This window comes from Microbacterium schleiferi (assembly GCF_038150145.1).
GTDB lineage: Bacteria > Actinomycetota > Actinomycetes > Actinomycetales > Microbacteriaceae > Microbacterium > Microbacterium schleiferi_B.
This window is the reverse complement of record NZ_JBBWSA010000003.1, coordinates 1-22,060: the sequence shown is the minus strand read 5'-3', so window position 1 is coordinate 22,060 and position 22,060 is coordinate 1. Positions and strand designations below refer to the sequence as shown.

24 protein-coding genes are annotated in these 22,060 nt (G+C 67.3%); 13 read left to right on the top strand and 11 right to left on the bottom strand.

The genetic code is table 11. From position 1 onward, the window contains the following. Positions 1–34: 34 nt before the first annotated feature. Positions 35–931, top strand: a complete 897-nt coding sequence (locus tag AADH62_RS03610; protein ID WP_341578310.1) for a phosphoribosylaminoimidazolesuccinocarboxamide synthase — start codon at positions 35–37, stop codon at positions 929–931. A gap of 25 nt (positions 932–956) precedes the next feature. Here AADH62_RS03610 and AADH62_RS03605 read toward each other — a convergent pair whose 3' ends face one another. The 5 genes from AADH62_RS03605 to AADH62_RS03585 form a co-directional block, all read right to left on the bottom strand. Then, positions 957–2,000 carry a LacI family DNA-binding transcriptional regulator gene (locus AADH62_RS03605; RefSeq protein WP_341578309.1) on the bottom strand — a complete coding sequence of 348 codons (1,044 nt, stop codon included), beginning with the start codon at positions 1,998–2,000 and terminating at the stop codon, positions 957–959. Between the two features lie 46 nt (positions 2,001–2,046). After that, a complete protein-coding gene (locus tag AADH62_RS03600; RefSeq protein WP_341578308.1) occupies positions 2,047–3,531 on the bottom strand; it encodes a GH1 family beta-glucosidase in 1,485 nt (494 codons plus the stop codon). Position 3,532: 1 nt separating this feature from the next. Continuing rightward, on the bottom strand, positions 3,533–4,441 hold the full coding sequence (locus AADH62_RS03595) for a carbohydrate ABC transporter permease (RefSeq protein WP_341578307.1): 909 nt from the start codon (positions 4,439–4,441) through the stop codon (positions 3,533–3,535). Further along, the gene (locus AADH62_RS03590; RefSeq protein WP_341578306.1) at positions 4,438–5,520 is read right to left on the bottom strand and encodes a sugar ABC transporter permease; all 1,083 of its coding nucleotides are present in this window, start codon (positions 5,518–5,520) and stop codon (positions 4,438–4,440) included. Before AADH62_RS03590 ends, AADH62_RS03595 begins: the two co-directional genes overlap by 4 nt. Positions 5,521–5,589: 69 nt before the next feature. Beyond that, positions 5,590–6,870, bottom strand: a complete 1,281-nt coding sequence (locus AADH62_RS03585) for an extracellular solute-binding protein (protein WP_341578305.1) — start codon at positions 6,868–6,870, stop codon at positions 5,590–5,592. 250 nt (positions 6,871–7,120) lie between these two features. On the opposite strand from AADH62_RS03585, the gene purS reads away from it, so the two are divergent. Together purS and purQ are read left to right on the top strand one after the other, a co-directional pair. Continuing rightward, entirely contained in the window at positions 7,121–7,369 is a 249-nt protein-coding gene (purS, locus tag AADH62_RS03580; protein ID WP_341578304.1) for a phosphoribosylformylglycinamidine synthase subunit PurS, read from the top strand. Then, positions 7,366–8,073, top strand: a complete 708-nt coding sequence (gene purQ, locus AADH62_RS03575; RefSeq protein WP_341578303.1) for a phosphoribosylformylglycinamidine synthase subunit PurQ — start codon at positions 7,366–7,368, stop codon at positions 8,071–8,073. Before purS ends, purQ begins: the two co-directional genes overlap by 4 nt. 273 nt (positions 8,074–8,346) lie before the next feature. On the opposite strand, the gene AADH62_RS03570 is transcribed toward purQ, so the two are convergent. Further along, positions 8,347–8,778 carry a DUF1761 domain-containing protein gene (locus tag AADH62_RS03570; RefSeq protein ID WP_341578302.1) on the bottom strand — a complete coding sequence of 144 codons (432 nt, stop codon included), beginning with the start codon at positions 8,776–8,778 and terminating at the stop codon, positions 8,347–8,349. 88 nt (positions 8,779–8,866) lie between these two features. Between AADH62_RS03570 and AADH62_RS03565 the strand changes: the two genes are divergently transcribed. After that, positions 8,867–9,811: a 2-hydroxyacid dehydrogenase gene (locus AADH62_RS03565; protein WP_341578301.1), complete on the top strand. Its 945-nt coding sequence runs from the start codon at positions 8,867–8,869 to the stop codon at positions 9,809–9,811. 9 nt (positions 9,812–9,820) lie between these two features. Here the strand turns inward: AADH62_RS03565 and AADH62_RS03560 are convergent, their stop codons facing one another. After that, the gene (locus tag AADH62_RS03560) at positions 9,821–10,384 is read right to left on the bottom strand and encodes a nucleotidyltransferase family protein (RefSeq protein ID WP_341578300.1); all 564 of its coding nucleotides are present in this window, start codon (positions 10,382–10,384) and stop codon (positions 9,821–9,823) included. Positions 10,385–10,538: 154 nt separating this feature from the next. On the opposite strand from AADH62_RS03560, the gene AADH62_RS03555 reads away from it, so the two are divergent. Further along, complete coding sequence (locus AADH62_RS03555; protein ID WP_341578299.1) at positions 10,539–11,303, top strand: nucleoside phosphorylase; 765 nt, start codon at positions 10,539–10,541, stop codon at positions 11,301–11,303. A 29-nt stretch (positions 11,304–11,332) separates the two neighbouring features. Here AADH62_RS03555 and AADH62_RS03550 read toward each other — a convergent pair whose 3' ends face one another. Both AADH62_RS03550 and AADH62_RS03545 read right to left on the bottom strand, forming a co-directional pair. Next, positions 11,333–12,310 carry a zinc-binding dehydrogenase gene (locus tag AADH62_RS03550; RefSeq protein ID WP_341578298.1) on the bottom strand — a complete coding sequence of 326 codons (978 nt, stop codon included), beginning with the start codon at positions 12,308–12,310 and terminating at the stop codon, positions 11,333–11,335. 103 nt (positions 12,311–12,413) lie between these two features. Beyond that, complete coding sequence (locus AADH62_RS03545; protein ID WP_292712881.1) at positions 12,414–12,806, bottom strand: DUF1304 domain-containing protein; 393 nt, start codon at positions 12,804–12,806, stop codon at positions 12,414–12,416. A gap of 119 nt (positions 12,807–12,925) precedes the next feature. Between AADH62_RS03545 and AADH62_RS03540 the strand changes: the two genes are divergently transcribed. From AADH62_RS03540 to AADH62_RS03530, 3 genes are read left to right on the top strand one after another with little or no spacing between them, the layout of a single operon-like run. After that, positions 12,926–13,759 carry an FAD binding domain-containing protein gene (locus AADH62_RS03540; RefSeq protein ID WP_341578297.1) on the top strand — a complete coding sequence of 278 codons (834 nt, stop codon included), beginning with the start codon at positions 12,926–12,928 and terminating at the stop codon, positions 13,757–13,759. After that, entirely contained in the window at positions 13,756–16,542 is a 2,787-nt protein-coding gene (locus tag AADH62_RS03535) for a molybdopterin-dependent oxidoreductase (protein WP_341578296.1), read from the top strand. Before AADH62_RS03540 ends, AADH62_RS03535 begins: the two co-directional genes overlap by 4 nt. A gap of 2 nt (positions 16,543–16,544) precedes the next feature. After that, on the top strand, positions 16,545–17,129 hold the full coding sequence (locus AADH62_RS03530; RefSeq protein ID WP_341578295.1) for a nucleoside deaminase: 585 nt from the start codon (positions 16,545–16,547) through the stop codon (positions 17,127–17,129). A 220-nt stretch (positions 17,130–17,349) separates the two neighbouring features. Here the strand turns inward: AADH62_RS03530 and AADH62_RS03525 are convergent, their stop codons facing one another. Next, on the bottom strand, positions 17,350–17,697 hold the full coding sequence (locus AADH62_RS03525) for a TfoX/Sxy family protein (protein ID WP_341578294.1): 348 nt from the start codon (positions 17,695–17,697) through the stop codon (positions 17,350–17,352). Between the two features lie 212 nt (positions 17,698–17,909). Between AADH62_RS03525 and AADH62_RS03520 the strand changes: the two genes are divergently transcribed. The 5 genes from AADH62_RS03520 (at position 17,910) to AADH62_RS03500 (ending at position 21,128) form a co-directional block, all read left to right on the top strand. Further along, complete coding sequence (locus AADH62_RS03520; protein WP_341578293.1) at positions 17,910–18,515, top strand: helix-turn-helix domain-containing protein; 606 nt, start codon at positions 17,910–17,912, stop codon at positions 18,513–18,515. A 114-nt stretch (positions 18,516–18,629) separates the two neighbouring features. Beyond that, positions 18,630–19,277, top strand: coding sequence for a type IV toxin-antitoxin system AbiEi family antitoxin (locus tag AADH62_RS03515; RefSeq protein ID WP_341578292.1), 648 nt, complete (start codon positions 18,630–18,632; stop codon positions 19,275–19,277). Next, positions 19,270–20,031, top strand: a complete 762-nt coding sequence (locus tag AADH62_RS03510) for a nucleotidyl transferase AbiEii/AbiGii toxin family protein (protein ID WP_341578291.1) — start codon at positions 19,270–19,272, stop codon at positions 20,029–20,031. The genes AADH62_RS03515 and AADH62_RS03510 overlap by 8 nt, the downstream gene beginning before the upstream one ends. A gap of 160 nt (positions 20,032–20,191) precedes the next feature. After that, positions 20,192–20,755 carry a hypothetical protein gene (locus tag AADH62_RS03505; protein WP_341578290.1) on the top strand — a complete coding sequence of 188 codons (564 nt, stop codon included), beginning with the start codon at positions 20,192–20,194 and terminating at the stop codon, positions 20,753–20,755. 109 nt (positions 20,756–20,864) lie between these two features. Then, on the top strand, positions 20,865–21,128 hold the full coding sequence (locus tag AADH62_RS03500; protein WP_341578289.1) for a hypothetical protein: 264 nt from the start codon (positions 20,865–20,867) through the stop codon (positions 21,126–21,128). Here AADH62_RS03500 and AADH62_RS03495 read toward each other — a convergent pair. After that, on the bottom strand, positions 21,083–22,060 hold a 978-nt coding region (locus AADH62_RS03495), incomplete at its 5' end, for an IS3 family transposase (RefSeq protein WP_341578288.1). The genes AADH62_RS03500 and AADH62_RS03495 overlap by 46 nt on opposite strands.

Genomic DNA, 22,060 nt, shown 5'->3' with positions numbered 1-22,060 from the left:
CCGGCACCAGAAGGCGACCTGCGAGAATGCTCGGGTGACAGATCACGGCGCTCCCGTTTCGCTGCCCGGATGGCATCCCGTCTACTCGGGCAAGGTCCGTGACCTCTACCTTCCTGACGACGACGCCGACACCCGGATGCTGGTGGTCGCGAGCGACCGCGTCAGCGCGTTCGACCACGTGCTCGAGCCCGGCATCCCCGGCAAGGGAACACTGCTGACCACGCTGAGCCTGTGGTGGTTCGCGCAGCTCGCGGGGGCTGACGGCGGTGTGCCGATTCCGAATCATCTCGCGGGCGATCAGGGCGAGGTACCGGATGCCGTGAGCGGCCGGGCCATGCTCGTTCACCGCCTCGAGATGTTGCCGATCGAGTGTGTCGTGCGCGGGTACCTGACCGGTTCGGGCTGGGCCGAATACACCGCGAGCGGCACGGTGTGCGGCATCCAGCTGCCTGCGGGGCTCAGCAACGGAGACAGACTTCCCGAGCCCCTGTTCACCCCCGCGTACAAGGCGCCGCTGGGCGAACACGACGAGAACATCACCTTCGAGCAGACAGTCGAGCTCGTCGGCGCCGACCGCGCGGCTCAGCTGCGCGACCTGTCGCTCGAGACCTACCGCCGCGCCGCTGACACCGCCGCTGCGCGCGGACTGATCCTCGCTGACACGAAGTTCGAGTTCGGCATCCGCGACGGAGAGCTGACCCTCGCCGACGAGGTGCTCACGAGCGATTCGTCCCGCTACTGGGACGCCGAGGCCTGGCGCACCGGAACGACTCCGGCCGAGCGCATGGCAAGCTTCGACAAGCAGATCGTGCGCGACTGGCTCGCCGCAGCCTGGGACAAGACCGGCACGCCCCCCGAACTGCCCGCCGAGATCGTCGAGCGGACTGCCGAGAAGTACCGCGAACTCATCGACCGCCTGACGAGCTCCTGACCCCGACCCGGCGGCGGGACTGCCCTCAGGAGCTCTGCCGGACGATCAGTTCCGTGTCGAGAATCGTCGCGTGCGGGGGCGTCCCGCCGGCGAGCAGGTCGAGCAGCACGCTCACCATGTGCTCCCCCTGCTCGAACGACGGTTGGCGAATCGTCGTGAGCGGTGGGTCCACGGTTTCGGCGACCGGCGAGTCATCGAAACCGATGATGGCGACATCCGTCGGCACCTTCAGCCCCGCGCCGGCGAGCACCGAGATGGCACCCTGGGCCATGAGGTCGCTCGCGATGAACAGCGCGCGCGGCGGGGGCCCGGCGTTCAGGATGCGGCGCATCGCGCCTGCGCCACCGTCGGTCGTGAACCCGCCGTCGGCGTGCGCGCCTTCCGGAAGGCCGGCTTCCGCGAGCGCTTGCCGGTACCCGGCGAGCCGGTCTACACCGCCGGGCATCGTGAGGGGTCCGGTGATCGTTCCGATGTCGGTGTAACCCTTCTCGATCAGGTACCGGGTGGCGTCGTAGCCGGCGCGGACGTTGTCGACATCCACGTAGTAGTCGGTGCCGCGCTCGCGCACCGGACGACCACCGTAGACGACCGGGACGGCCGCGGCGATGCGATCGATGAACGTGTCGCTCGTGTGGTGCGAGGCGATCAGCGCGCCGTCGACGCTTCCCGACCGCAGGTAGCTCGTCGTCTTGTCGCCCGGGTCGTCGCTGGCAATGAAGAGGTTCAGCACGTAATCAGACGAGCGCAGCCCCGCGTTGATCCCCGAGACGATGGCGGCGAAGAACGGGTCACCGAAGAAGCGGGTCGTGTCTTCGGGCACGACCAGTGCCAGAGCGCGCGTCTGCCTGCTCGCGAGCGACCGGGCAGCGCGGTTGGGCACATAGTTCAACTCGGCGATCGCGCGATTGACGGCATCCAGCGCCGCGGGGCTCACGGCGGTGGAGCCGTTGACAACGCGCGAGACCGTCGATCGCGACACGCCAGCGGCCGCAGCTACCTCTTCGATCGTCACAGCACCGCGATACGGAGTAGCCCGCACAAGCTCCTCGCCCACGACGGCCTCGCTCATCGTTCCACCGTCCACGTGGGTATCCTCCCTCGACGGGGCGCTTCGCCTAGGGCGATTCGGGTAGCGCCCTCGATGCGATGATCTCGCGGTACCGGGCACCGCTGTCTTTGACGACCCGCTCTTGCGTGTCGTACTCGACTCGTACGATACCGAACCGCTTCTCGTATCCCCACGCCCACTCGTAGTTGTCCATGAGTGACCAGTAGAAATACCCGCGCACATCCACGCCGGCATCCGCAGCGTCGAGGATCGCCGCGAGGTGGTCTTCGAGGAAGGCGGTACGGGCGGCATCGTGGACGCGCGCCACCCCGTCTTCGTCGACACGGATGTCGTCGAAGGCAGCACCGTTCTCGGTGACGTACAGCGTGACTCCGGCCGGCTCGGCGTAGTCGTCCCACACGCGTCGCAGCAGGGTGGTCAGACCCGAGGGCTGGATCTCCCAGTTCATGGCGGTACGAGGGAGCCCCCGGTCGTGCCAGAAGATGCCCTTGTGCGAGGGGAACGGGGATGCCGTCTCCCGCTCGGTGGGCGCTTCGCCGCCGCCGGGGCTGACCGCCGGTGGCGTGCCGCCGACGAGCTCGCCGTGGTAGTAGTTCACCCCAAGGCTGTCGATCGGCGTCGAGATCACGGCGAGGTCGGCATCCGAGACAGCCCCCTCCCACTCGGCTACCGCAGCCCCGTCGACGGCACGGATGTCTTCGACGATGTCGGCCGGGTACGAACCGCGGAAGATCGGGTCGAGGAACCACCGGTTGAACTGGCCGTCGATGCGACGTGCGGCGTCGAGATCGGCCGGAGCGTCGGCAACGGGCTCGGCAACCGTGAGGTTCAGCGTGATCTCGAGGTTCAGCGACTCGTCGCGCGCGCGCAGTTCCCGCACAACCTGGCCGTGACCGAGGAGCAGGTGGTGCGAGGCGAGCATCCCCTCGGCGACGCTGAAGCGGCCCGGGGCATGGATGCCGGCGGTGTAGCTGAGAAACGACGAGCACCAGGGCTCGTTCAGCGTGGTCCAGACCTTGACCCGGTCACCGAGGGCGTCGTGCACATCGAGCGCGTACTCGGTGAACAGGTCTGCGGTCTCGCGCACGGCCCAGCCGCCGCGCTCTTGCAGCGCCTGCGGCAGGTCCCAGTGGTAGAGCGTGAGCCACGGCAGGATGTCGGCATCCAGCAGCTCGTCGACGAGGCGCTTGTAGAAGTCGAGCCCCGCGGGGTTGAGCGCACCGCCGTCGGGACGGATCCGCGACCACGAGGTCGAGAATCGGTACGTCTGCAGCCCGAGGTCACGCATGAGCGCGACATCCTCGCGATACCGGTGATAGTGGTCGCACGCGACGTCGCCGTTGTCGGCATTGATCACCGCTCCAGGGACGCGGCTGAAGGCATCCCAGATCGAATCGCGTCGCCCGTCTTCGTGGGCAGCACCCTCGATCTGATAGGCCGCTGTCGCTGCGCCGAACAGGAAGTTGGTCGGGAACGGGCGAGCCGACGCGGATGCCGTAGCCACGGCTTCGGTCGAGAAATCGGTGGTCATTTCAGCCTTTCACTGCTCCTGCCATGATGCCGCTCACGAGTTGCTTGCCCGCGAAAACAAAGAGAATCAGGAGCGGAATCGTAGCGAGGATCACTCCGGCGAGAACGATCGAGTAGTCGACAAAGTAGTTGGACTGCAGGAGCGACAGCGCAACGGGAAGGGTCGGGTTCTGCCGGTCGAGCACGATGAACGGCCAGAAGAAGTTGTTCCAGGCCGTCACGAACGTGAATAGTCCGAGCATCGCGGCGGCGGGACGCGCCGCCGGGATGCCGATCGTCCAGAACGTGCGGAACGAACTGGCACCGTCGACACGGGCGGCCTCGATCAGCTCATCGGGCACCGCCTGCTGCAGGTACTGCGTCATCCAGAACACCCCGAACGCCGTCACGAGCGCGGGAATGATGATCGCGCCGATCTGGCCGGTCCACCCGAGGTCGGCGAACAGGATGTACAGCGGCACGACGCCGAGCTGCGTGGGAACCGCCATTGTCGCGATCACGAAGACGAGCAGCCAGCGGCTCCCCGCGAAGCGCAGCTTCGCAAAGGCCCACCCGGCAAGCGTCGAGAAGAACACGACGGATGCCGCGATGACCACCGAGCTCCAGATGCTGTTCCACAGGGCCAGCCAGAAATTCACAGCCGGGTTAGAGACCACGGCAGCGGCGTTCGCGAAGAAGTTGCCACCGGGAATCCACGACATGTTGGGGTCGCGGATGGTGCTCGAGTCGCCCGAACCGATCAGGAGCGACCAGTAGTAGGGAAAGAAGCATCCGAGCAGGAAGACACCCAGAACGGCGTACGTGACCCACCCGGGGCGCTGGCCACGGATGCCGCGGCGGCGGCGAGGCTTGCGCTCCTCCGGCGGGTGCTCGTCGTGAGGGGCTACCGGAATCGGCTCGACGGCGGTCATCGCACGTCCTCCTTGGATGTCGAATCGGCGGTTGCGTCGGCCGCCAGACGTTCGCGCGCGGCGCGGCTCTGTGCGCGCCTCTCACGGCGGCTGACTTCACCACGGCCGCCTTCAGTGCGCACGACGCTCTGCGTGACGAGCAGGTTGATGACACCGATCACGAGGATGATGATGAACAGGATCCAGGCGAGGGCTGCGGCACGGCCGAAGTTCCATTCGCCCCAGCCGATGTTGTAGAGCCAGAGGGTGATCGTCAGCCACTGCGAGTTGGCACCGCCGGTGCCGTATTGGTCGTACATGCGGGGCTCGTCGAAGATCTGCAGGCCACCGATCGTCGAGGTGATGATCACGAAGATCAGCGTGGGGCGCAGGCTCGGCACCGTGATCGAGAAGAACTGACGGATCTTGCCTGCACCGTCGACGGTCGCCGCTTCGTAGTAGTCGCGTGGGATCGCCTGCATAGCAGCGAGCAGGATGAGGGTGTTGTAGCCGGTCCAGCGGAAGTTCACCATCGTCGCGATGGCGATGTGGCTGGCGAAGGCATCCGAGTGCCACGGCACCGGGGGAATCCCGATCGAGGCGAGGAGGTTGTTCACCAGGCCGTACTGGTCGGCGAACATGTTGCTGAAGATGAGGGCAACCGCGACCGGTGCCATGACGTAGGGGACGAGGACGCCCATGCGCCAGAAGGTCTTGGCGCGGATGTTCTGGTCGAGCATCGCCGCGATGAAGATCGCGATGATCAGCTGCGGCACGCTCGAGAGCAAGAAGATGCTGAAGGTGTTGCGCAGCGCAATCCAGAACTTGGGGTTCGACAGAACCCACGTGTACTGCTCGAAGCCGATGAACTCGCCGGAGTTGCGGACCAGATCCCAGTCCATGAACGAGATCACTGCCGTGTAGGCGATCGGGAAGAGTCCGACCACGAAGAAGAGGATGAAGAACGGCGAGATGTAGAGGTAGGGCGAGAGCTTCAGGTCCCACCGGCTGAGCCGGTGCCCGAAGCCGATGCGCCGAGGCGAGCGGCCGGGGGTCTGCGCCGGGGCGTCGGATGCCGGGCGGCTGAGTGTGCTGGTCACGAGAGCTTCCTGAGATCGAGGGGGATGTGCTGCGGACCCGGCGGGATCGCCGGGTCCGCAGCCGGGTTATCAGCCGATCAGGTCGACTTCAGACACCCACTGGTCCCACGACTGCTGCGCGTTCTGCGTGCCGTCTTCGACACGGGTCAGCGCCTGCTGCATGGCGTCGTTGATCTGGAAGTAGTACTGGCCCTTGAACGGTGCAACAGTCACCGCGTTGGCACGATCCGTGAAGATCGAACCGACGGGAGCGTTGTTGAAGTACTCGTTCGTGGAGTCCAGCAGGATCGGGTCAGCGAGAGCTTCCACCTGGCTCGGGAACGTTCCGGCGTCCTCGAAGGCGGTGATCTGCTGCTCCGGAGCGGTCAGCCAGTCAGCGAGCGCCTGCGCGGCAGCGACGTTCGCGCCGTTGGCGGGAACGGTCAGGTAAGAACCGCCCCAGTTTCCACCGCCGCCGGGGAACACGTTGGCGATGTTCCACGTGGTGACGTCGGGAGCGTTGCCCGAGATGACACCGAGCATCCAGCCGGGGCAGAGCATCGTGGCGTAGTCGCCGTTGGCGAGCCCTGCGAACCAGTCGTCTCCCCACTGCTGCAGGTGAGCGGACTGCGTGGCGCTCGCGTCGAGCACCGCGTTGTAGATGTCCTCAACCTCGGGGTTGGTGGTGGCGATGATCTCCCCGGTCTCGGGGTCTTCGTACGCGGCCTCGACCTGGTTGATCATGCCCTGGTAGGTGGCGCCGGCCGAGTCGAACCATGCCTTGCCGGTTGCGTCGACGTACTGCTGACCGACCGAGAAGTAGGTGTCCCAGTCTCCGGTGAGGAGCTCAGCGACGGCATCCGGGTCGGTGGGCATACCGGCGGCCTCGAGCAGGTCGGTGCGGTAGCAGACGGCCTCGGGACCGATGTCGGTGCCGTACCCGATGAGGTTGCCATCGGGGTCGGTCGCGGCCTCGACCTTCCAGTCGAGCCAGCGGCTCGCGAGGTCGGCGGGAACCGGCGCGAGGAGGTCGGCGTACTGCATGACCTCGGGCAGCCAGTCGACCTCGATGGCCTCGATGTCGGCAAGACCCGTCTTGCCGAGCTTCTGGAAGTAGTTCGCGCGTGCGTCGTTCGACGTGGCGGCGATGTTGTGGACGATCGTGACGTTCGGGTTCTCATCCATGTACTGCTGAAGCAGCGCATCGGTGTACCCGAAGTCGTTGAACGTCGAGATCGTGAGGGTGATCGGCTCGTCGGGGTCGACGGATGCCGATCCCCCGCCGCTGCCCGAGCAGCCGGCGAGGACGAGCGCGGAGGCGCCGAATGCTGCGGCGACGATCGCGCTGCGACGGAAGGCACGTGATGACACAGTCACTCCTTTGTGTGATGGATGCCGGACGGGCACCCGTTGGCTTGTGCCTGGGAACCGAGGGAGGGCGGAACCCTGGCCGCCGTGGGAACGCTCCCACGACTGCGGAACACGGTACGGGAGCGCTCCCACATCGTCAAGGGAGCGCTCCCACGATTTCAGGTAACGGTTTGATCACGGGCCGTCAGCGCGGCATCCAGGCGGCTCGGTAGACTGAGAGGGCCCCCTCCCTCGACATCCGGAGCGCCCCATGCCGACCATCGTCGTCGACGTCATGCCCAAGGCCGAGCTGCTCGACCCCCAGGGAAAGGCCGTTGCCGGCGCCCTGACCCGGCTCGGAATCGACGGCTTCGCCGGTGTGCGCATCGGCAAGCGCTTCGAGTTGACGGTCGAGGGCGAGGTCGACGACGCGCTCCTGGAGTCCGCTCAGCGAATCGCGGACGAGATTCTCTCCAACTCGGTAATCGAGGATGTCGTGGGCATCGAGGTCATCGAGTGACCGTCCGCATCGGGGTCATCACCTTCCCCGGTTCGCTCGACGATCGCGACGCGCAGCGCGCCATCCGTGTCGCTGGGGCCGAGCCCGTTGCGCTGTGGCACGGCGACCACGACCTCGCTGGCGTCGATGCGCTCGTCCTTCCTGGCGGCTTCAGCTACGGCGACTACCTGCGCGCCGGTGCGATCGCCGCCCACGCGCCGATCATGCGCGAGGTCGCGGATGCCGCAGCGAAGGGGATGCCGATCCTCGGCATCTGCAACGGCTTCCAGATGCTCGTCGAGGCTCACCTGCTGCCCGGGGGCCTGATCCGCAACGCGCACCAGCAGTTCATCCGTCGCGACCAGCGGTTGCGCGTCGAGAACGCCGACACCGCGTGGACGAGCGGCTTCGAGGCCGGGCAAGAGATCGTCATCCCGCTGAAGAACGCTGACGGCGGCTACATCTGCTCCGCCGAGACGCTGGAGAGGATCGAAGGCGAGGGTCTCGTCGCGTTCCGCTACCTCGGAGTCAATCCGAACGGCTCGCTCGATGACATCGCCGGGCTCACGAATGAGCGGGGCAACGTGGTCGGTTTGATGCCGCATCCGGAGCACGCCGTCGAGCCCGGGTTCGGCCCCGACACGCGCGCGGCGATGCGCTCGGGCACCGACGGCCTGAGCTTTTTCACGTCCGCGATTTCGGCAGTCGTGGGCGCCGCCGCCTGACCCCCCGTTTCAGTCGCGCCTTCCTGCGGCTCCCACACCGGGCAACTCGCACAACGACGCGACCCAACCAAAGCCTGATCGTTCAGTCGCGTCATGCTGCGGGTCGAGCACCGTAGGACCCACACATCGGCGCTACCGAATCGCGCCGGACTGCGCGCCTGAATCGTGCTGGACCGCGCGCCCCACTAGTTCAGTCGCGTCATCCTGCGGGTTCGCACCCGCGCAACTCACATCTCGGCGCGACTGAAGGAGGGTACTCACATCGCTGGCAACTCAGACGGTGCCCGCGGGCGGCCAGACGCCGATGATGAGCGCCATCACGAGAACCGTCACCAGCTCGTGCGCGATGTTGAGCACCGTCAGCGAGGTGGGACGCCCCTCGAACGCGTCATGGGTGATGAAGCGCGCGGCGGTGAAGCCTGCCCAGAGCACGGCGCCGGTTCCGACCGCGGTCAGCAGGAAGTTGCCGCCGAAGGCGTGCCACACAACGACTGTCGCTGCGGCGAGCACCCAGGCCGACACGAAACTCACCACAACCGTCACGATGATCGCCAGTGTGGCACTGGATCCGGGGCGATTCATATCGACGTTCGCGAGCTTCGCCCACCGCGTCCCGAACACTTTGGGTGTGTACCAGATCGTCCCGACCACCATCGTCGACAGGGTTGCGAGAAGCACAGCCCAGTAGTTGATCGCCAGTTCCATCCCTGCTCCTTCGCCGCGCGAGGATGGATGCCGCGCGCTGACGCGAGCGTATCGGCATCCGTACCGCCGCGATAGGTAGCGTGAAGGGGTGACTTCCGACGCGCGCGCTCTCGTGATCTCCGTACCCGACGACAAGCTCGAGAAAGACCTCGCAGGGCTTCCCGGCATCGAGGTGGTGCGGTGGGACATGGGCGATTCGGCGCCGCGGGCGGCGTTCGACATCGTGGTTCCGCCGTACATGCGCAGCCCCCGGGTGCTCGCGCGGCTCGAGGGTGTCGAGGTCCGGCTCGTGCAGAGTCAGTCCATCGGGTACGAGGCTGCCGCGCGTCATCTGCCGCCCGGGATCGTCTATGCGAACGCGGCGTCAGTGCACGAGGGGTCGACGGCCGAGCTCGCCGTCGCGCTGACGCTCGCGTCGCAGCGGCAGATCCCGCGCTTCGTCGCGGCGCAGGATGCCGGTCGCTGGGCGGGGCCGCGCGAGGGCGATGCATTCCCCTCGAGCCTCGCCGACCGCCGGGTGCTCATCATCGGATTCGGCGGAGTGGGAAAGGCGATTGCAGCGCGATTGCGCGGATTCGAGGCCCACGTCGAGGCTGTCGCCACGCACGCGCGGACCGAGGACGGGATGGTCGTGCACGCGCTCGACGAGCTGCCGGGCCTGCTCCCCCGGACAGAGATCGTCATCCTTGCTCTGCCTGGTGGGGAAGAGACAGCGAAGCTCGTCAACGAAGCCTTCCTTTCGGCGCTCCCGGATGACGCGCTGCTCGTCAACGTCGGACGCGGGAGCCTTGTCGACACCGATGCCCTGCTTCGCCATCTGCACGCGGGTCGGATCCGCGCGGCACTCGATGTCGTCGACCCGGAGCCGGTGCCGGAGGGTCACCCGCTGTGGGAGGCCCCCGGTCTGTTGCTGACGCCGCACGTCGGCGGGGCGTCAGCGGCGATGCGGCCCCGGATCGCGGCACTGGTGCGCACGCAGGCAGAGCGGATGCAGCGCGGCGAGGAGCCGATCAACGTCGTGCTCCGCACCTGACTCCCTGCGTCACGAGCGGGCGTCGATGTCGGAACCATCCCAGAGATCGGCGCACTCGACCGCGACCGCTGCGTGCTGCACCAGATATCGGTTCGCGCCCGAGTCACCGTGAACGGATGCCGCCACCAGCTCCCAGTGATCATGCCCGATCGCAACCGGATGACCGGGCCGCTCGTCGTAGATCGCGCGGGCGAGCCCCTCCCGTCCAGCACCAGCCTGAAGCACGCGCGCAACGACGGATGCCGGCATGCCAGGCACGTCGACGGGTGCGATGACGGCGGAGTCGGCATCCGTGTTCGCGGCAGCCGCCAGTCCCGCACGAACTGACGCCGAGAGCCCGAGTTCCCAGTCGGCGGCAACCACCGCGCTCACCGCGCCGAGCGTCGAAACGATCGATATCGCGCGCTCTGATTCGGCACCGATGACCACGAGTACCTCAGAACATCCACCCTCGCGGAGCGCGACGACGACCTGCTCAAGCCACAGCACACCATCAGCGTTCGTCGCGAAGATCTTGGGGTGTCCGTATCGACGCCCCGCCCCGGCAGCCAACACAATCCCGCACGCGGTCATGCGGGCGAGCGTATCGGGGTCTGATCTCGCACGAGAAACAGGCGCGAAACAGCGCGGTGTTAGCGTCACGGCAGAGCACGTCCTATCAACCATGGCTCCGGCGCCAGGGCGGGGACTGCGACGACCCGATCGTCTCAGAACCCAGGAGGTACCCATGTCAGTCGTCGACAAATCAGCAGCAGGTCTCGACGCCCGCCAGTATCACATCGCCATCGCGCCCGGAGAGGTCTCGAGCGTCGCGCTGCTGCCCGGTGATCCGTTCCGGGTGCCGCTGGTTGCCGAGTTCCTCACCGACGTGAAAGAGGTCGCACACAACCGCGAGCACCGCACGATGACCGGCTGGTACAAGGGGCGTCACATCACCGCGACCTCCACCGGCATGGGATGCCCCTCCACCGCGATCGCCGTCGAGGAGCTCGCCCGCGTGGGCGTCACGTCCTTCATCCGCGTCGGCAGTTCGGCGGGTCTGCAGCCGGGCATTGCGCCCGGCGACCTGCTCGTCAGCGAGGGCAGCTTCCGCAATGACGGCACGACTGACGCCTACCTCCCCAAGGGCTTCCCGGCCGTACCGGACCTGGAGCTGACAACGACGCTCGCCCGCCACGCGGAACGCATCGCCGAGGCTGCGGACACGACGTCACACCGAGGCATCAGCGTGAGCGACGACGCGTTCTACGCCGAGACCCCGGAGTGGATCTCGCAACTGAACACGATGGGAATCCTGAACGTCGAGATGGAGGCGTCAGCCCTCTACATCGTCGCGCGGCTGCGGGGCCTTCGCGCCGGCATGGTGTGCGCGTGCTCGAGCAACCTCGTCGACGGCGCATCGCTCTACTCGGGCACGAAGGCAGACCTGCAGGCGGGGTGGATGCGTTCGATCGAGGCAGCCCTCGAGACTGCTGTCGAACTCGAGCTCTGACGGCGGTCTCCGTCAGCCTCGCGCCGGGCTTACGGGCGCAGCATGACCTTGCCGACGCGGCCGGGCTCGAAGTTCAGGCGCGAGGCATCGGCGATCTGCTCGAGGCCGAAGATCTGCGACACGGGCAGATCGAGCTTGCCCTGCGCGACGAGGGTGATGATCTCGCGGATCAGCTCGACGCGATGGGCGGGATCCATGGCGGCGCTGACCTTGCTGCCCCAGAATCCGCGGACCGTGAGCTGACGAAAGATCACGTCGCCCGACGGGATCTCCATGGTCGGGGATGCCATCGCCCCGAACACCACGAGCGTGCCGTTCTCGCCGAGCAGCGAGGTCACGTCTCCGGCGGAAGCACCGCCGACCGAGTCGACACCGGCGCGGATCGATGCGCCGCCGGTGATCTCGGCGACGCGGTCGCGCCAGTTCTCGGCATCCGTCGCAACGACATCGTGGATGCCGACAGCAGCGAGCTCGTCTACACCGGCTGCGCGACGCACGAGGCCGAGCACCCGAACTCCGCGTGAGGCGGCGAGCTGGGCGACCAGGCGTCCGACGGCGCCGTTCGCGGCGTTCTGCACGGTCCAGTCGCCTTCGCCGACCTCGAGGTACTCGAGCAGACTCGCGGCGCTCAGCGGCATGGAGATGATCTGCGCTGCGGCTTCGTCGGCGACGGCATCCGGCACCGGAATGAGCGCTGCAGCGGGAGCGATCACGTATTCGGACCAGACCCCGAAGACGGATGCCGTCACGACGCGCTGACCGACCGCGACACCCGTCACTCCTTCACCGAGCGCGTCGACGACGCTGAGTGCCTCGGTGCCGGCGCGCGCCGGAAGCTCAGGCTTGTAGCCGTAGTCGCCGCGCACTGTCCAGAGGTCGTGGTTGTGAATGGGGCTGAGAACGACCTTCAACCGCACCTGACCCGGTCCGGGTTCGGGGAGCTCGACCTCCTCAACGGCGAGGACCTCTGCCGGGTCACCGAACTGGTGCTGCACGAGTGCGCGCATGATTCTCCTTCGTACGGATGTCGAGTGCGGCGCTTCTCGAGGATCACCCGGAACGAGCGCACCCGAAGCACAACGCCGGGAGAGTCGGGTTTTAGTCCCGCGTTCAGCCGATCAGCAGGGCGATGACCAGGCTCACGACAGCCAGCAGCGGGAAGAGGCCCTGCGTCACAGCGGCGCGGCGCTTGTCGGGCGAGGTGACGAACAGTACGAGGGCTGCTGCAAGCATCGAGCCGGTTCCCACGAGCATGAGGGTCACACCGACAGCCACCGAGCCGATCGCGGCCAGTACGATGCCGAGGATCGCGGCGATCGCGAGGAACAGGTTGTAGAAGCCCTGGTTGAACGCGAAGGCGCGGGTGATCTCGACCTCGGCGTCGTTGCGTACCCCGAACGTCGCTCGGCTGCGGGCTCCGCCCCAGGCGAGGGATTCGAGCCAGAAGATGTATACGTGCAGCAGGGCGGCAAGTGCGGCGAAGACCATTCCGGTAATGAGCATCCGGGTTCCTCTCGACTCACTTAGCCTGGCACGCGCCGCGGCGAAACACTCGCGAAATCCTCGACTGCTTCACTCGGAGTGTTCGCTGAGTCAACATCGGATGCCGGAGGGAGGGGCTCATGGACATCACCTCGGTCACCTCCTACCGCTTCGCGAGCACGCGCGACGACCTCGCTCTCGCGGCTGGCGAGAAGATCCTCGCCGGCGGCACGTGGCTGATGAGCGAACCGCAACCCGAGGTGACCGGCTTCGTCGACATCACGCGCATGGGCTGGCCCGAGGTCGAGATCACGGATGCCGGGCTCCGCGTCGCCGCGACCTGCACCATCGCACGTCTCGTCGCCTGGTCGCGGGGCGAGCTCGAGACGTCGGTGCCTGACGGTTGGCACGCCGCGGGAGCGATCCCGGATGCCGCGCACGCGCTACTTATGTCGTTCAAGGTATGGAACACCGCAACGGTCGGCGGGAACGTCTGCCAGTCGTTCACGGCGGCCGCAATGGTGTCCCTTCTCGCGGCCCTCGGCGGGGAAGCGGTGATCTGGACACCGGATGGCGGCGAACGTCGACAGCCGGTCTCGGAGTTCATCACCGGTCAGGCGAAGAACACCCTGCAGCCGGGCGAGGTACTGCGCGCGCTCGACGTTCCCGCGGCCGCGATGCGCGCCCGCGTGAGCCTGCACAAGATGGCCCTCGCCGAGCTCGGCCGCTCGGGGATCGTCGTGAGCGGCCGCCGCAACGAGGACGGGTCGACGGTCATCGCGGTCACGGCATCCACTCTCACCCCCCATGTCTTTCGGTACCCCGGACTTCCCAATCTCGCGCAGCTGCGGGCGGATGTCACGAGTCCGACCGACTTCTTCACCGATGCGCTGGGCGAAGCGGATTGGCGGCGCGCGATCACCGCCCTGCTCGCCGAGCGGGTGCGCGCCGATGTCGCGAAGGGGGACGCATGAGACTCACCGTCGACGGCACCGAGCTGACCGGCGACCCCGCTCCGGGTCAGTGCCTGCGAACATTCCTGCGCGAGCATGGACACACCGAGGTCAAGAAGGGCTGCGACGCTGGCGACTGCGGGGCGTGCGCCGTGATCGTGGATGGCGCCCCTGTCCATTCGTGCATCGTGCCGGCGCAGCGCATGGATGGCGCTGTCGTGACGACAGCGGGCGGCCTAGCTCCAGGCGACGAGCTGCATCCGGTGCAGGAACAGCTGGTCGAACACTTCGGGTTCCAGTGCGGGTTCTGCACCCCGGGGATGGCGGTGACGGCATCCACCCTCACCGAAGCCGACCTGCCCGAACTCGACCGCCGTATGAAGGGGAGCCTGTGCCGTTGCACCGGCTACCGTCCGATCCGCGAGGCGATCACGGCGGCCGTGCTCGGCCCGGTGCGCGAAACCGGTTCCGCGTCGCGGCCTGTCGCCTCGGGCGGCATCGGCACGTCGGTTATTCCCGAGCCGGCCCGCCGTATCGTGCAGGGCCGCGAGCCGTACACGCTCGATGAGCCGGTCACCGGCTCGCTCGTGCTGCGCGTGGTCGGTTCGCCGCACGCGCATGCCCGCATCGTCTCGATCGACACGGATGCCGCCCGCGCCGTTCCCGGCGTGGTCGCCGTCCTCACGCATGAAGATGCCCCGGCCACCCGCTTCTCCACGGCCCGGCACGAACACCGCACCGACGACCCCGATGACACGCGCGTGCTCGATGACACCGTCCGCTTCATCGGGCAGCGGGTCGCGGCGGTCGTCGCCGAGACCGCGGCGGCAGCCGACGCGGCAGCCCGCCTCGTGCACGTCGAGTACGACATCCTGCCCGCCGTCTTCGACCCCGAGCAGGCTCGCACCCCGGGCGCGCCCGTGCTGCATCCGGGCCGCACCCCCGAAGACCGGGTCGCCGACGCATCCCGCAACGTCGTCGCGCAGCTGCACGAGGGGCACGGGGGCGACATCGACGCGGCGCTGGCCGGCAGTGCTGTCACCGTCACCGGCACCTGGCAGACCTCCCGCGTCACGCACGCCCAGCTAGAGACCCACGGCGCGGTCGGTTGGCTCGACGACGACGGCAGGCTCGTCATCCGTTCGAGCACCCAGGTGCCCTTCCTCACCCGCGACGAGCTCGCGCACATCTTCGACCTGCCGCGCGAACGGATCCGCGTGTTCGCCGCGCGGGTCGGTGGTGGGTTCGGCGGCAAGCAGGAGATCTTCACCGAAGACCTCGTCGCCTTGGCCGTGCTGCGCACCGGGCGGCGCGTGACCTATGAGTTCAGCCGCACCGAGCAGTTCACGCGGGCGTCGCTGCGGCATCCGATGCGCGTCTCGGTGACTCTCGGGGCGGATGCCGACGGCACGCTCACCGCGATGAAGCTCGACGTGCTCAGCGACACCGGTGCGTACGGCAACCACGCGATCGGCGTGATGTTCCACGGTGTTGCCGAGTCGACCACCGTGTACCGGACGCCGGTGCGCCACATCGACGCCGAGGCCGTGTATACGAACAACGTGCCCTCGGGAGCGTTCCGTGGGTACGGGCTCGGGCAGGTCATGCTCGGCGTGGAATCCGCCATGGACATGCTCGCCGAGAAGCTCGATCTCGACCCCTTCGAGCTGCGGCGGCGCAATATCGTGCGGGCCGATGACCCGCTGCATCCGGATGAGGACCCGTACGAACGCGACCTCATCATCGGCAGCTACGGCCTCGACCAGTGCCTCGATCTCGCGCAGGATGCGCTGCGCCGCGGCAACGGCGTCGGGGCGCCGGAGGGCTGGGCTGTCGGTGAGGGCATGGCTGTCGCGATGATCGCGACGATCGCCCCGCGCGGACATGTCTCACGCTCGCGGGTGGCACTGCGTCCCGACGGCACCTACGTCGTGCGCGCCGGCACCGCCGAGTTCGGGAACGGCACGACGACCGTGTTGCGGCAGATCGCGGCATCCGTGCTCGAGGCACCGTTCGAGCGGCTGCACCTGTGGACTGCCGACACCGACGCCGTCGCCCACGACACCGGCGCCTTCGCCTCGACGGGAATCACCGTGGCGGGCAAGGCGCTTGCCGCCGCGTGCCAGGCCCTGCGGGCACGGATGCTGGAGCTCGCCGCCGCGCAGACGGGGACCGACCCGGGCGCTGGGCTGTTGACGGATGCGGGAGTCGCGACGCCCGCGGGGGTCGTGTCGTTCACGGATCTGGTCGCCGCTGCATCGGACGAGGAGCGCGATGAGGACGGACTGTTCGCGACGGGTGACGAGGAGGGGCACCTACGTTCGGTGTCGTTCAATGTGCACGCGGTAAGGGTCGCGGTCGAGGCCGAGACCGGCGTCGTGCGGATTCTGCAGTCGGTGCAGTCGGCGGATGCCGGAACCGTGATGAACCCGGCCCAGCTGCGCGGGCAGATCGAAGGTGGCGTCGCGCAAGCCGTGGGCAGCGCCCTGTATGAAGAGGTGCTCGTCGAGGACGGCGCGGTGCTGAACCCCGTGTTCCGCGTGTATCGCGTGCCGCAGTTCGCGGACGTTCCCGAGACCGAGGTCTTCCTCGCCGACACCTCCGACACTGTCGGGCCGTTCGGGGCGAAGTCCATGAGCGAGTCGCCCTACAACCCCGTCGCCCCCGCGATCGGCAACGCCATCGCCCGGGCGCTCGGAAAGCGACCCTTCCACCAGCCCTTCACCCGCCAGCGTGTGTGGCGCCTCGCGCAGAGCGGCGACGCGCAGCATCCTGACCCGACCCCAGCCCGAAACCCGGAGTGACCATGACGATCGCGACTTCCTTCACCATGACCCTGCCCACGTGGCTGGTCGACGAGGCCGACACGCTGCCCGCCGTGCTGCCGACGCTCGAGGAGCGCATGGCCCTCGTGAACCGGCTCGCCGACCGCAACTGGCGCGAGGGCAACGGCGGTCCGTTCGCCGCGATCGTTGTTGATGACACCACGGGCGAGCTCGTCTCGGCTGGCGTGAACGTCGTGCTCTCGACCGGCAAGTCGTCGGGGCACGCCGAGGTCATGGCCCTCGGGCTCGCGCAGCAGCGCCTGGGCCGCTGGGACCTCGGCGAGGACGGTGCGAACCTGTCGCTCGTCGTCAACTGGCGCCCGTGCGTGCAGTGCTACGGAGCGACGATGTGGAGTGGCGTGCGGTCTCTGGTCGTGGCCGGGTCCGGTCCCGAGCTCGAAGAGCTCTCGGGATTCGACGAGGGTCCGATGGTGGCCGACTGGGCGGAGCAGTTCGAGGCCCGCGGCATCCGGGTGACTCAGGATGTCGGCCGTGAGGAGGCCCTGGAGGTCTACCGCGCGTACGGCGCCAGCGACTCCCTGGTCTACAACGCCCGCGGCGAGTAGCCCAGCTTCGTTCAGAGGTTCGGGCGCGTTCAGTCGCGCCGAAACGCGGGTGTGCGGCATCCAGACCCGCACAATGGCGCGACTCAACAGCAGTCGGAGTCTGGCTGCGTCGGGTCTAGGTTGTTCAGTCGCGCCCCCACGCGGGTGTCTGGCATCCTGACCCACGACATGGCGCGACTCAACGGGAATGGCACTAGCCCCCGCGTGGGCCTGTGCGGGCTCAGCGGCCCTGTTCGCGCAGGCGATCGCCCGCATGGATGCCGACAGCAACCCATTCGGCGAGCTCGGCGTCGTCGGTGAGCAGCGCCGCGGGAAGCCGCAGCCACGCGTCGCCCATCACGCGGCCGGTGCTCATCACCGCGGGGATCGCGCCGCGGCTCAGCCGGTCGTCACGCAGGTCCGGATCCGTGCGCACGAGGGCGCTTCCGCCGTGCTCGGCGACGATCGCAAGCGCGTCGTTGACCATGAAGCCGACGCCGCCGAACATGCGCATCTCCCGCACGTCGGTGTCGGACACGACGGTGCGGATGCGCGCCGCGAGCGCTTCCCGCTCCCCGGATGCCGACATCGGCCCACCCCCATCCAGTCCGGGCTCCGATCGCCCTGACGAGAGGCTACTGCGTGGTCGGCTGGCGGAGCGCGATGCCGTCACGCTCCCCGCCTTTCGGTCGCGCCATGATGCGAGTGCGCGTGGCGGCCACCCACACTTCGGCGCGACTGAATGCGGGGGGCGGATGCCTCGGCCCGGCGCTCACTGCGTGGTCGGCCTATTCTGGAGCCGTGTCCACTCCCGCGCGTACCTCCGATGGTGCGTCGGGTGCGGCATCCGACGAGACGCAGATCGGCGTCGGAATCGGGCGGCAGGTGCGGCAGGCACGCACCGAGAAGAAGCTGTCGATGCGGGCGCTCGCCTCGGCCGCCGAGATCAGCCAGCCGTTTCTGAGTCAGATCGAGTCGGGCCAGACGATGCCGTCGCTGCTGACCCTGTATCGCATCGCGAACGCCCTCGACATCTCCCCCTCCGCGCTCCTGCCCGCCGACCCTGACCCCGAGGTCGTGCACGTCTCACGGGCAGCGGATGCCACGTGGGTGCCGGTCTCTGAGGCATCCGACACCGCCCATACCCGCGTCATCCACGCCGGTGAATCCTCGCTGCAGGAGTACGTCATCCGCCCCGGCGAGCAGGTCGGCGACTGGTTCGAGACGGATGGCGAAGTCATCCACTACGTCATCGAAGGCGCCATCGCGCTCGAGATCGAAGGCCTCGGGATCTGGGAACTCGGCGCCGGGGACGCTGTCGCCCACCCCGGTGCGCTGCGGAACCGCTGGCACCTCCGCGGAGACGGCTCCGCCCGCGTCGCGTTCGTCTACACCGGCGGAGCCTGAGCCCATCCAGCGCCCGGCGCGAGGATCCTCCGCCTGCCGCGGGTGGATGCGTCACCAATTTACTCATCGTAAATAGACGCCCGGCGTATACTTCCGATGAGAAGAGGAGGAAGTATGGCCGCGGACGTTGACATCGTGCGCGCTGTCGCGCGGGCACCGCTTCGCACCCTGCGCCTGAAGGAGGTCCCCGAGCTGGCACGGAACACCTGGCGGACAACGGACCGGCTAGTCGAGCAGGGCGCGCTGGTGCGGCTAGCTCATGGCGTCTACACGGCGGTTCCTGATGGCCGCGATGGTCGGACATGGAAGCCACCGTTGGAGGCGGCCGCTCTCGCGCTTGCGACGGCGCGATTCGGCGCGAGAGAAGTTGCCCTCATGGGAGTCAGCGCCGCGCGCCACTGGGCTGCCATCCCACGGGCTATCGGCGTCGCCACGGTTGCGGTGCCTCGACGCGGCTACGCACCCGTCACCCTTGAGGGAGGTGGGCTCGTCAAGTTCGTTCCTCGCAACATGGACACCCTTGAGCTCGTATTGGAACGCACGGGACTCGGTGAGGGACTCGTCACGACACCCGAGCAGACCCTGTTCGACCTCCTGGGCCGCATGGATCGCGATGGACTCGGTCGAGAAGTCGCGGGCGCCGTTGAGAACCTTACGCCCCAGGTCAAGCCAGATGAGTTTGCCAAGATCGTCGCGCGCGCTCGTATCGTGCCGGCCGGCGCACGGGACATGCTGAAGCGACTGGAGACGGCGAATGGCTGAGCCAGTCCCCGGAGTCCTCGATGACGGCGAACGCGAACAGGTCGAGGCTACGTTCGGAGTTGACTCAGAACAGGTCGCCCGGGACCACGTCATCTCACACGCGCTCGCCGCCATCAGCAGCGTGAGCACCGACGACATCGTCTTCTTCGGCGGTACCGCGCTCTCGCGCACACACCTCACGGAACTACGTCTTTCGGAGGACATCGACCTCATTGCACTCGGCGACAGGTCAGCAATTGCCGACGAGATCGAGGAGGCTGTCACCCGTCAACTGCGCCGCAGCTTCGGCACAGTGACGTTCACCCCGCGGCTGAGGGAGGCGAGACACCCGCATCCGTCCGTGATGCAGGTAGGGGATGTGCGCGTGCAGATCCAGTTGCTGTCGTCAGAGGGCTATCCGCAGTGGCCCACCGAGATAGTCGATATCGAGCAGCGCTACAGCGACGCTCCACCCGCGCGTCTACGAGTACTCACCCCCGCAGCGTTCGTTGCGTCGAAGCTGTCTTCGTGGAACGACCGGGAAGCCCCACGAGACCTTTACGATCTCTGGGCACTCGCCGAGGCCGGCTACATCGATGCGACCGCATCCGAGGTATTCGGGCGGTGGGGTCCGTACACGAGAGCTTCCAAGGTGTCCTTCGCGCACCTTCCATCGGCCGCCGAATGGAGTGCATCGCTGGATCACCAGTGCATCCCCGCTGTTACCCCCGAGGAAGCAGCAGGCAGGGTGCGCGACGCATTGCGGAACCTCTGACCGACGACGCTCGCGTGCCACTTGACATCGCGAGTTGCGAGGCCATCGGCGATCGAACCACGAGCAGGCAAGGATCCATGACCTCGCGGGCAGCATGTGTCACTCCGGTTCAGTCTTTGATGGCGACGGACCTTCCTCACATGCGCAGATAATGGGACCGATGCTCCTTGATGCGAGGCGGGTGGTCGCGAGCGCCACGATCGTCGGCGCGCTCTTAATGTGCGCGGCATGCGCGCCCGCCCCAATCGATTCCAGGCTCTGGTTGCAGCTCGATCGGCAGGAGAACGTCGTCTACGGAGTCATCGGTGACCGCGCTCTCGCGGGATCTGACCCGAAGAGCTTCATCGAGTCGCTCGGCGATGCTGCGGACTACTGGGATGGGGTCTCGAGTCCCGACTTCATCGATCCTGCCGTCGGCGCGACCGTCTTCTACAACGTGTCCGAAAGCTCCGATAGGTTCGATGACCCGGTCGTGGGGTTTGATCTGTTCGTGACCTCCGGGCACCGTCCGGGCGGCAGCTCCGACACAGGCGGATGGTTTGCGCCGTCCCAGTCGTCCGTTTACACCTGCTACCGGCTTTCGGTGACCTCCGTGGCTGGCAGCGTGTGGGATCAGAGTCGCTCCCATGACTATGGAGAGGACAGACTCGTCTGTCCTCAGGAGCTTGTGGATGCGTTGGGTGATGGCGCTCAATATCGGGAGCCGTGGGAGTTTGACGGATGACACCTGAGCTCTCCCCCGCGGTTCCCAACGCGCAGCTCGATGGGCCAACGTGAACGAAGAGCTGCCAGCAGTTCATCCTTCCGATTCGCACACACAGCGGGGCGCCGAGGTGCTCATCATCGCCGCCCTCGGCGAGCGACTCGACGTCGCGCTCACAAAGACGTCGATCCCCACGGGTAACGGCGGACGTGTGGAGTTGGATGGCGCCACCGAGGATCTCAGCATCCTGGTCGAGGCCTACGCCCATCAAGGAGCCCTGCGTGGCGGCCAGCACAAGAAGCTCGCGACGGATGCCCTGAAGCGCTCTGGGTTTGATGGAGACTCGCGTTATTTGATTCCCAGCAGCCGGTCGGCTGCTGTTTGGTCAGCATAGAACGCTTCCTCGAACTCGGTCGGTGGGACATCGCCGAGGTAGCCATGCAGGCGCTGTGGGTTGTGCCAGTGCACCCATCCGAGGGTCGCCAGTTCCAGATCTTCAACCGTCTTCCAGGGGCCAGATCTGGCCGGTCCGCGGACCAGTTCGGTCTTGTAGTAGCCGTTGACCGTCTCGGCCAGCGCGTTGTCATACGAATCGCCGACGGTTCCGATCGATGGCGTCACGCCGATCTCGGCGAGGCGTTCGCCGTAGCGAATCGACGTGAATTGAGACCCGGCATCGCTGTGGCAACGCAGATCCTCGTGATGGCGGCCCCGGGACCAGCGGGCCATCTCGATCGCGTCGAGAACCATCTCGGTACCCATATGTGACGCGCACCGCCACCCCACGATCATCCGACTGAACGCGTCAATGATGAAGCAGACGTATGCGACGCCGGCCCACGTCGGCACGAACGTCACGTCGGTGACCCAGAGCCGGTTCGGCGCGGCCGCGGTGAACTCCCGCTTCACCAGATCAGGGTGCCGCTGTGAGGTCGGATCTGGTCTGGTCGTCTTCACCCGCTTCGACCGGGTCGCCCCGGCGATACCCGCCGCTCGCATGAGCCGGCCCGTCTGATCGCGGCCGATCTCGAGCCCGGCGCGCCGAGCCGCTTTCCCGAGCTTGCGGACCCCGTAGACGCGGTAGTTGTCTTCCCAGAGAGCGACAAGCTCAGGGGTCAGGACGGCGTCATTGATCGACCGCACTGACGGGGCGCGGTCTTTCGCGGCGTAATACGTGCTCGGAGCTACCTGCAACACAGCGCAGATGGGCTCGACTCCCAGCGGGCGACCCTCGACGACGTCGGTCTTGTTCGCGTCGATGAACGCGACTACTTCCGGTGTTGGCGGTCGAGCTCCGCCCCGAAGAAAGACGCTGCCCGCTTCAGA